Source organism: Streptomyces sp. FH025, assembly GCF_017427025.1.
In the GTDB taxonomy this organism is placed as follows: Bacteria; Actinomycetota; Actinomycetes; order Streptomycetales; family Streptomycetaceae; genus Kitasatospora.
In genome coordinates this window covers 1-9649 of record NZ_JAFLNG010000270.1, presented here as the reverse complement: position 1 = coordinate 9649, position 9649 = coordinate 1, and the positions used below count along the sequence as shown (strand labels likewise).

The window sequence follows — 9649 nt, the reverse complement described above, 5'->3', positions numbered from 1 at the left end:
GGCGCCCGGGATCCCGGACGCCGAGCCCATCACCTCGTCGATCAGGCCGTACTCCTTGGCCTCCTGCGCGGTGAACCAGCGGTCGCGGTCGGAGTCCTTGACGATCTTCTCGACGTCCTGGCCGGAGTGCGAAGCGATCAGCTCCGCCATCTGCCGCTTGGTACGGACGAGCTGCTCGGCGTAGATCCGCACGTCACTGGCGGAGCCCGCGAGACCCGCGGAGGGCTGGTGCATGAGAATCTTCGTGTTCGGCAGCGCGAAGCGCTTGCCCTTGGCGCCGGCGGTCAGCAGGAACTGGCCCATGGAGGCGCAGAAGCCCATCGCGATGGTCACGACATCGTTCTTGATGTAGTGCATCGTGTCGTAGACCGCCATGCCGGCGGTCACCGACCCGCCCGGCGAGTTGATGTAGAGGTAGATGTCCTGGTCGGAGTCGGCCGCCAGCAACAGCAGCTGCGCCGTGATCTTGTTGGCGATGTCGTCGTCGACTTCCTGGCCGAGGAAGACGATCCGATCGCTCAGGAGTTTGTTGAACACATGGTCGCCCATGCTCATGCCCACACCGCCGTTCGCCCGAGGAAGAATCGCGTCCCGGTCGTTTCCCTGTCGAAAGTCCATCGGACCCCCTGTAGATCTCGGAGCCAGTTCAGGCCGCCTCACAGCCGCAGCTCTCATGAGGCATGCTGCACGAACTCGCCTGTGGCTTCACCGTTCTGAATGAACGTAACACGATCTCATCAGGGCCACGATGCGCTCCGCAATCGTTCGCTGACAGCGCAAGGTCGGCCTACGCGCTGGAAAATGCCCGGTTGGGGCGGCGGTAGGCGTCAAGCCGGGACCGGTTCGTTCGATCGCCAAGCGGTGACGCCGAGGCGTTCGCCGCAATCGCCCCGCGCCGCTTCGAAGTCCTGGCGGACCCCCGACACTTGAGTCCCGTCGTCCGAGATCCCCGACAGGGTCGAGCTCAGGGCCCGGTGTAGAGAGGGCTCCGCTCCCAGCCGCGGATGGTCCGGTAGTCGGCCTCGACCTCCTCGTGGGTCGTACCGCTGAGGTAGAGGAAGCCGGGCGAGGTCAACAGGTCGTGCGTGCGCGGCAGATGGGTGCCGGGGCTGGGGAGGGCCGCGACGGCCACGGCGGTGGGGAGGTCGGCGAGGCGGTCCCGCCAGCCGAGGTCGGCGACGGTGCCCGGGAAGTGATTGATCAGTGAGACGTAGCGGATGGGCCGTTCCCAGCGCAAGGGAAGGGCGGCGGCGGACAGTTCCGGCGGGTTGACGATGCCCGCGGCCAGCAGTCCCGCGTGCGAGTGGCCGGCGAGCTTCGCGGAGACCCACGGCAGCACGCCTCCGCCCAACCGCGCGCCCGGGTCGATCAGCACCGGCCCCCGCGAGGTGAGTACCACCTCGCTGTGGGCGGCGCCGTTGCGGATGCCGAGTGCGGTGAGTGCCTCGGACAGGTAGCGGTGCAGGCCTTGCACCTGCGGTGATTCCGGGTCGGCGGGCTCCTCGAAGTCGAAGACGGGGGCTCCGTCCGGGGTTCGGCTCTTGGTGTAGCGCCAGGTCTCCACCACGAGGTGGCGGCCGTCGACCGAGACGGTGTTGACGTAGTACTCGGGGCCTTCCAGGAACTCCTGGAGCAGCACGGTGCGGTTGGGGGTGCCGAACAGGTTCGCCGACTCCAGCACGTCCGCGGCGGCCCGTGACACCTCCACGGCGTTGCGGCAGATGCGTACGTGGTCGGAGGCGGCGCTGTCGACCGGTTTGACGACGACCGCGTCCGATCCGCTGCCGGTGAACCACTGCGCCGCCTCGTCGGGATCCGTCGCCAGGGTGCTGCGCGGTGCGTCGAGTCCCGCGTCGGCCAGGGCTTCGGCCATACGGAACTTGTTGCGCCTCGCGGGTGCCAGCTCCAGGACGTTGCCCGGACGGCCGGTCAGGTGTGCGAGGTGGTCGGCCAGGGCCACGCCCGACTCGGTTCCGGCCACCACGTGCTGGATGCCGCGCGCCGTGAGGCGGGCGGCGACGGCCGCCGGGTCGGGGTCGTGGCCGAGGTCGTCGACGTAGTGCGAGGGGTTGAAGGTGGCCTGGTAGTAGGGGTTCACGGTGGGGCTGCTGCGGACGTGGAGGCACGCGGCGCCGCGGTCCAGCAGTTCGCGGACGAGGTGTGCACCGCTGGAGTAGCCGTCGACCACGGCGACGAGCGGCGGCGGGATGGCGGACATACGGGGCGCTCCTTCCTGGTGGGTGCTCAGGCGCTCGGGTGTGGACGCCTCGGGCTCAGGCGCTCAGGCCGCCGTCGACGACCAGGTCGTGGCCGACGACGTACGCCGCCGCCGGCGAGGCGAGCCAGACCACGGCGGCTGCGATCTCCTCGGGACGGGCCAGCCGGCCGGCCGGGATCTCCCGGGCGACGCGGGTGTCCCGGTCGGCGGGTGTCTCGCCGGGCCAGACGGCCATCGCGGTGTCCGTGGGGCCGGGGCTGACCGCGTTGATGCGGATGCCGTGCGCGATGTACTCGCGGGCCGCGGAGCGGGTGAGAGTGCTGACCGCGGCCTTGCTGGAGGCGTACGCGCTCTGGTGGGTGACCCGCATGTGCGCACCGATTCGGGACGAGACGTTGACGATGCTGCCGCGGCGCTGGCGCAGCATCTGCTCGATCTCGTACTTCATGCACAGCCAGGTACCGGTGACGTTGACGCCGAGAACCTGGTCCCACTCCTGGGGCGGCACGTCGGCGGCCAGGCCCCAGGACGGCAGGCCGGCGTTGTTCACGGCGACGTCGAGCGAGCCGTACCGGTCGGCGACGGTCCGTACGGCGCGGGCCACCTCGTCCCCCACGGTGACGTCGGCCAGGACGTGGGAGGCCGTGCCGCCCGCGGCCCGGATCTCCTTCACGGTGTGCGCGAGGGTCTCCTCGGTGCGGCCCGTCACCACCACGCGCATCCCCGCCGCGGCGAGGGCGACGGCGACGGCGCGGCCGATGCCGCTTCCGCCTCCGGTCACGAGTGCCGTTCCGGTCATGGCGGAAGAGGCTGTCGACGCGTGGGGCATGTCAGTCCTCCTTCAGCGCCAGGGCCCGGATCAGTGCGGCCTCGGTGCTCTGCGCCTGCGGCAGGTCCTTGGCCACGATCAGGCACTGGCCGGACGGGCCCGGCGTGCCGCTGCTGTCCCCCGCGATGAGTACCCCGGTCCGGGTGACCGGGTCGAAGTCGAGGCCGTTCTCCCGGAGCGTCTCCACCGCTTGGGCGAGGGAGTTCCAGCCGCACCGGCTGCGGGCGATGAGCACCCGGTCCGACCAGTGGTCGGGCCCCAGCAGGCGCTCGCCGATGCGGTGGGTGTGAGTGGAGCCGCCGATCCGGCCGTTGAACTCGTTGAACAGGATGTCGCCGCTCGGGACGACGATGGCGTCGATGCTCATCGGGCCGCGGTAGCCGAGGCCGCGCACGGACTGCCCGATCCGCTCGGCGTGCGCCAGGAATCCGGGGAAGGACGGCAGTTCGCCCGACGGCGGGGGGATGACCAGGCCGTTGTTGGTGGGTGCCATCCGCATCTCGCCGTAGCCGACGACCGTCACGTCCCGGTCGGCGACGAGCAGTTCGATGTAGATGGGGATCGACCCGTCGAGGTACTGCTCGACCACGACCTTGCGCCGCCCGCCGTTGCTGTACCGGTCCCAGGCTTGCGCCAGGTGGGCTGCGAGGGCGTCCTGCGGGTGGTCCAGGACGGTGACGCGCTCGGCCCCGTACCCGGCCAGGCCGGCGTGCGGCGCCAGGATCTCGTTGCCGTACCCGCCGCCGTGCAGGTCCTGCTTGACGATCACCGGTTCCCCGGCGAGCAGTAGCGGGCGGATGAACGCGTCCGCCTCCGCCGGCGAGGACACGGTGCGTCCGTGCGGGACGGGTATCCCGTTTCCGGCCGCCAGCGTCCTGAAGAACGTCTTGCTGTTGACGAGTTCGTTGCCGCCTTCGGCCAGGAATGCGTGGCCGGGCGTGGACTCCTTCAGGCCCAGGTATTCGGCGAGTTCGGATATGCCGGCGTCGGTGTAGAACGGGTACAGACGGTCGGCGCCGCGCTCCTGCGCCAGGGTGCGCAACTGCCGCAGGAAGGCCGGGTCGCGCAGGCGGTCGAGGTAGAGCAGGGAACTGCCGCGCACGCCCGGGGGCGGCACGAGCACGGCCGGGGCGGTGTCGGCGATGCCGAGCCGCTCCCAGACGTAGGCCAGGAACTCCTCGTCCGGCGGGGTGGGCAGGACGAGGATGTCGTGCGCGTCGGCGCACCACGCGAGCCGGTGAGTCACCGCGGCCAGGTAGCTGAGGTACTCGGCCGGCAGGGCACGGTCGCCTTCCGCGGTCTCCTCGGTCAGCTGGTTACCGATGATGATCTTTGCCATGGCCGTGACCGCCTCCGGATAAGGGCCGCCCGACGGGCCGCCGACGCCGTGGATCAGCATTCACAGCCCGGCGGAATTGCGGCAACTACCCGACCGGGTAGGCGGATAACCGCATCAGCGGCCCCCTACCCGAACGAGTAGGTGCGGCTGCGCACCATGTGTTCGTAGGCTCCCGAAGCCGTATTCCACCCGGTCAATCGAGGAGACCTCAGGTGAATGGACAGGCTCGTGCCGGCGATGACCCACAGCCGCTGTCCGACGAAGAGATCGAGCACTGGCGGCTGTTGCCGGCCCGACAACAGCCGCAGTGGCACGACGCATCCGATCACGTGGTGAAATCCCTTGCCGCGCTTCCCGCCCTGGTGCGGGAGGACGAGGTCGACGCCTTTCGCCGACTGCTGGGCGAGGTGGCGGCCGGGGAGCTGTGCGTCGTGCAGGCCGGCGACTGCGCCGAGGACCCGGAGGACTGTGTCCCGGGCCGGCTCGCGGTCAAGAGCGAGCTGCTGCACGGTCTGGCGGCGGAGCTGGCGGGGGCGACGGGCCGGCCCGCGCTGATGGTGGGGCGGATCGCCGGGCAGTTCGCCAAGCCTCGGTCCAAGGCCACCGAGGTGGTCGACGGCGTCGTCCTGCCCGCCTTCCGGGGGCTGATGATCAACGCGCCCGAGGCCGACCCGGCCGCCCGGCGAGCCGACCCCGGCCGGATGCTCGTCTGCTACGAGGCCGCGCGGGCGGCCGGCGCGTACCTGCGCGAGCAGGCGGCCGGCGGCCCGTCGCGACGCACCGTGTGGACCAGCCACGAGGCCGTCCTCTTCGACTACGAGGTTCCGCTGGTGCGCAGGACCGCGGACGGGCGCCTGCTGCTGACCTCCACCCATTGGCCGTGGGTGGGCGAGCGGACCCGCGACGTGGACGGCGCCCACGTGCGGCTGCTGGCGTCGGTGGCCAACCCGGTGGCCTGCAAGGTCGGCCCCACCATGACCGCGCCCGAGCTGCTGCGGTTGTGCGAGCGCCTCGATCCCGGGCGCGAGCCGGGCCGCCTGACGCTCATCGCCCGCCTCGGCGCCGGAAGGGTCGAGCAGCAGCTGCCGGAACTGGTCGCCGCGGTACGTGCGGCCGGCCATCCGGTGATCTGGCTGTGCGACCCCATGCACGGCAACACCGTCACCGCCCCGGGAGGGCTCAAGACCCGGGTGATGACCGAGGTCGTCGCGGAGATCGAGGCGTTCTGCGCGGCCGTGCCCGCCGCCGGGGGCGTGGCCGGCGGCCTGCACCTGGAGGCGACGGCCGATCAGGTCGCCGAGTGCCTGTGGCGACCGTCCGACCCGGGGCCGCGCCATGGCACGGCCTACACCACGCTGTGCGACCCGCGGCTGAACCGCGGCCAAGCGCTCGCCGCCGTGCGGGCCTGGAAACCGGCCCGACCGACCGAGTACGCGGAGGTCTCCCGATGACCGGCATCGCTGCCATCGCCCCCTACGCCCTCCCCGCCGAGGCGTACGCGGGCCTCGACCGGACCGGCTGGCGGGTGGACCGCCGACGGGCCGTCCTGCTCGTCCACGACATGCAGGAGTACTTCCTGCGGCCGTTCCGCCCCGACGCCCCGCCGATGTCGGTGGTGCTGCCCAACGCGGTGCGGCTTCGCCAGGCCTGCGCGGAGCTGGACGTACCGGTGGTCTACACCGCGCAGCCCGGCAGCATGACACCCGAGCAGCGCGGGCTGCTCGACGCGTTCTGGGGAGCCGGCATGTCGGCGGCCGACGAGGACCGGCGCATCGTCGACGAGCTGGCCCCCGGGCCGAACGACCGGGTCCTGACCAAGTGGCGCTACAGCGCCTTCCACCACACGCCGCTGCTGGAGCTGCTGCGGGAGACGGGCCGCGACCAGCTGGTGGTGTGCGGGGTGTACGCCCACCTCGGCTGCCTGATCACCGCGGTCGAGGCCTTCTCCCACGGCATCCAGCCCTTCCTGGTGACCGACGCGGTCGCCGACTTCAGCGGTGAGGACCACCGGCTCGCCCTCACGTACGGGGCGCGCGCCTGCGCCGCGACCCCGGCCACCAAGCAGGTCCTCGACGACCTGGCGGGCGAGGAGGGCGCCGGATGAGGCCCCTGAGGAGCCTGTGGAGCGGCGAGGAAGCGCCGCCCTTCGCCCTGCTGTACCGTCCCGGGTCGGCCACCGGCTCCCCGGACATGCTCGACGTACTCGTTGGCGAGGTCTCCGAGTTGGAGAGCCTCACGCAGCTGGCGACGCCGACGGGTCACCCGGGCGACCACCGGCAGTTGCTCGCCGTCCTGCCCTACCGCCAGATCGGCGAGCGGGGGTTCGCGTACCCCGAGGACCACGCGCCGCTGCTGGCGCTGGCGGTGACGGAGCGGTGGAGCGTCCCGCTGGCCGACGCACTGCGGGAACTGCCGGATGATCCGGTCGAGTTGACCGATGCCGGATTCGACATCGACGACGACGCGTACGCCGGGGTGGTGCGCAGGCTCATCGCCGAGGAGATCGGACGCGGCGAGGGGGCCAACTTCGTCGTCCGGCGTTCCTTCACCGCGCGGGTGGGCGGCCACCTGCCGCGGCTGGCCTGCGCCATGCTGCGCCGGCTGCTGCTGCACGAGGAGGGCGCCTACTGGACGTTCGCCGTCCACACGGGGAAACGCGCCTTCGTCGGCGCCAGCCCCGAACGCCACGTCAGCCTGCACGGGGGCACGGCGGTGATGAACCCGATCAGTGGCACCTACCGCTTCCCCGAGGAGGGGCCCAGCCTGGCCGGCGCGCTGCGGTTCCTGGCCGACACCAAGGAGTCGGACGAGCTGTACATGGTGGTCGACGAGGAACTGAAGATGATGGCGTCGGTGTGCGAGGGCGGCGGCCGGGTAGTGGGGCCGTACCTGAAGGAGATGGCGCACCTGGCACACACCGAGTACTACCTCGAAGGCGCGTCCGCCCTGCCGGCGCACGAGGTGCTGCGGCGCACGCTGCCGGCCCCCACGGTCACCGGCAGCCCGGTGGAGAGCGCCTGCCGGGCCATCAGCCGCTACGAGTCCGAAGGCCGCGGCTACTACAGCGGGGTGGTGGCACTGCTGGGCACGGACGACCGGGGCAGGCCGGAACTGGACTCCGCGATCATGATCCGCACCGCCGAGCTCGACCACGACGGCGGGCTCGCTCTGGGGGTGGGCGCCACCGTGGTGCGCCACTCCGATCCGCAGGCCGAGGTCGCCGAGACCCGGGCCAAGGCCCTGGGGGTGCTGCGTGCCCTGGGCGGGCCGCCGGTCGCGCCGACCCGGCCCGCTCCGGGGCGGCGGGGGATCGCCGAGGATCCCGCGGTACGCGCCGCGCTGGCCGCCCGCAACAACGGTCTGGCCGACTTCTGGCTGGCCGCGGCCGAACCTGACCTCGTACCCACCCGGTCGTCCCCGGACGGAGGGCGCGGTCGGATACTGGCCGTCGACGCCGAGGACACGTTCACCGCCATGCTGGCGCACCAACTTCGCTTCCTGGGAGCGGAGGTGACCGTCAGCCGGTTCGACGAACCGATCTCCCCGAGCGGGTACGACCTGGTTCTCGTCGGGCCGGGGCCCGGCGATCCCCGCCAGCTCGGTCACCCGAAGATCGCCGCACTGCGCGAAGTGGTGCGCGCGGTGCTGGCCGAGGGCCTGCCGCTGTTCGCGGTCTGCCTCGGACATCAGGTGCTGAGCGGGCTGCTCGGGCTGCCGCTGGTGCGGCGCCGACAGCCCAACCAGGGCGTACGCCGGGAGATCGACCTGTTCGGCCGCCGGGTGCGGGTGGGCTTCTACAACACCTTCGCCGCCCGCGCCGAGGACGACGCCCTGTCCGGCGAGACCGTCGGCGGGCGCGTGGACATCTGCCGGGACAAGGAGACGGGCGAGATCCACGCACTGCGCGGTCCGGGGCTGTACTCCTGCCAGTTCCATCCGGAGTCGGTGCTCAGCTCCGACGGCGTATCGGTGCTGGCGGACGCGCTGGACCACCTGCTGCCGTACCGCCCGCACCGGCTTCCCACCACTTCCATCCCCCCGAGCGAGGCCGTATGAGCTACCGCGCCATCCTCACCCCGCAGACCGGGGCCTGGGCGCTGACCGCGTCCATGACCCGCCTGCCGGTCGCCATGGCACCCCTGGCCATGGTCTTCCTCGGCCACGACGCCACCGGCGGCTACTCCTCGGGCAGCGTGCTCGCCGCCGTCTTCATCGGCGGGGAGGTGGTCGGGGCCTGGCTGCTGGGCACCCTCCTGTCCACCGGACGGCTGCGCCTGCACCTGGCCGCCGAACTGGCGGTCGGCGGCATCGGATTCGCCGTCCCGGCGCTGTGGCCGCACGGCCCCTTGCCGCTGCTGGCCGTCGCCGCCTTCGTGGCGGGTGGGGCACCCGCAGCCAGCCCCGGCGCCCTGCGCACCCTGCTGACCACGATCATCCCCGAGCAGGACGTGGCCCGCGCCTTCAGCGCCGACTCCATCCTCACCGAAGTGCTCTGGCTCATCGCCCCCGGCCTGGTGACCCTGCTGGCCCTGCAGAGCGCACCCGGGGCACCGATGGGATTGTGTGCGCTCTTCCTGCTCCTGGCGGCCGCGCTGGTGAGCACGCTGCGCTCCGCCAAGGCCGCCGAGCAGGCCACGGAAGCCCAGGCCGAGCGCCCGTCGACCTCCCTCGTGCTGTCCGGCTGGCCGATCTACCTCACCAGTGCGGCCGCCATGTCCCTGATGGCCGTGGCCGAGCTGGTGCTCGCGCCGCTGCTCCAGGACCGCGGGCTGGCGGTGGGCCTGGCCGGGCCGCTGCTGATGGCCTTCGCCGGCCTGTCGGCGCTCGGCGCCTTCCTCTACGGGCTGCGCACCTGGCCCGGCGGCGCCCGTTCCCACAGCCTGGCCTGCCTGGCGGGGACCGCGCTCGGCATCACCGCCGTGGCCCTCGTCCCGGGCCTCGTCGGCATCGTGCTGGGCTTCGCAGTGGCCGGCGTGCTGCAGGCCGTCGTGATGGTGACCCGCAACCTGTCGCTGCGCGAGGTGCTGCCGGCCACGGCGCACACCGCGGGCTACTCGGTGATGTACTCCGTGCAGGGGGTGGGCTACTCACTGTCGGCCGTGCTGGCGGCGGTGATGCTCGACCGCTTCGCCCCGAGCACCGCGATCCTGGTCGGCGTCGCGCTCGCCGCGGCCCTGGCCGGGGTCAGCACCCTGGCCGAACGGCGACTGGGCCCGGCCCACGACCCGCGCCCCGGGCCCGGCCCGGCGCGAGACGAGGAGCA

Annotated in this window: 8 protein-coding genes; 4 read left to right on the top strand and 4 right to left on the bottom strand. The window is 72.1% G+C overall.

The features are described 5' to 3' along the window. The 4 genes from J0670_RS19820 to J0670_RS19805 form a co-directional block, all read right to left on the bottom strand. A partial coding sequence (locus J0670_RS19820) for an ATP-dependent Clp protease proteolytic subunit (protein WP_243437250.1) occupies positions 1–555 on the bottom strand: 555 nt, incomplete at its 3' end. Positions 556–964: 409 nt separating this feature from the next. Then, positions 965–2218, bottom strand: a complete 1254-nt coding sequence (locus J0670_RS19815; protein WP_207812967.1) for an ATP-grasp domain-containing protein — start codon at positions 2216–2218, stop codon at positions 965–967. A 55-nt stretch (positions 2219–2273) separates the two neighbouring features. After that, on the bottom strand, positions 2274–3017 hold the full coding sequence (locus tag J0670_RS19810; RefSeq protein ID WP_207812966.1) for an SDR family NAD(P)-dependent oxidoreductase: 744 nt from the start codon (positions 3015–3017) through the stop codon (positions 2274–2276). Between the two features lie 31 nt (positions 3018–3048). Next, positions 3049–4386, bottom strand: a complete 1338-nt coding sequence (locus tag J0670_RS19805) for a peptide ligase PGM1-related protein (RefSeq protein ID WP_207812965.1) — start codon at positions 4384–4386, stop codon at positions 3049–3051. Positions 4387–4637: 251 nt separating this feature from the next. Here J0670_RS19805 and J0670_RS19800 point away from each other — a divergent pair, with 251 nt between their 5' ends. From J0670_RS19800 to J0670_RS19785, 4 genes are all read left to right on the top strand, one after another. After that, the gene (locus tag J0670_RS19800; RefSeq protein WP_207812969.1) at positions 4638–5837 is read left to right on the top strand and encodes a 3-deoxy-7-phosphoheptulonate synthase; all 1200 of its coding nucleotides are present in this window, start codon (positions 4638–4640) and stop codon (positions 5835–5837) included. Then, positions 5834–6490 (top strand): isochorismatase family protein, encoded by a 657-nt coding sequence (locus tag J0670_RS19795; RefSeq protein ID WP_207812964.1) that lies wholly within the window; start codon positions 5834–5836, stop codon positions 6488–6490. The genes J0670_RS19800 and J0670_RS19795 overlap by 4 nt, the downstream gene beginning before the upstream one ends. Continuing rightward, positions 6487–8442 (top strand): anthranilate synthase family protein, encoded by a 1956-nt coding sequence (locus tag J0670_RS19790; protein WP_207812963.1) that lies wholly within the window; start codon positions 6487–6489, stop codon positions 8440–8442. Before J0670_RS19795 ends, J0670_RS19790 begins: the two co-directional genes overlap by 4 nt. After that, a partial coding sequence (locus tag J0670_RS19785) for a hypothetical protein (protein WP_207812962.1) occupies positions 8439–9649 on the top strand: 1211 nt, incomplete at its 3' end. The genes J0670_RS19790 and J0670_RS19785, both read left to right, overlap by 4 nt.

Bases quoted from the DNA above. Each gene is read 5' to 3' on its own strand.
- J0670_RS19815 (WP_207812967.1), bottom strand. From the start codon at position 2,218: ATGTCCGCCATCCCGCCGCCGCTCGTCGCCGTGGTCGACGGCTACTCC.
- J0670_RS19810 (WP_207812966.1), bottom strand. From the start codon at position 3,017: ATGACCGGAACGGCACTCGTGACCGGAGGCGGAAGCGGCATCGGCCGC.
- J0670_RS19805 (WP_207812965.1), bottom strand. From the start codon at position 4,386: ATGGCAAAGATCATCATCGGTAACCAGCTGACCGAGGAGACCGCGGAA.
- J0670_RS19795 (WP_207812964.1), top strand. From the start codon at position 5,834: ATGACCGGCATCGCTGCCATCGCCCCCTACGCCCTCCCCGCCGAGGCG.
- J0670_RS19790 (WP_207812963.1), top strand. From the start codon at position 6,487: ATGAGGCCCCTGAGGAGCCTGTGGAGCGGCGAGGAAGCGCCGCCCTTC.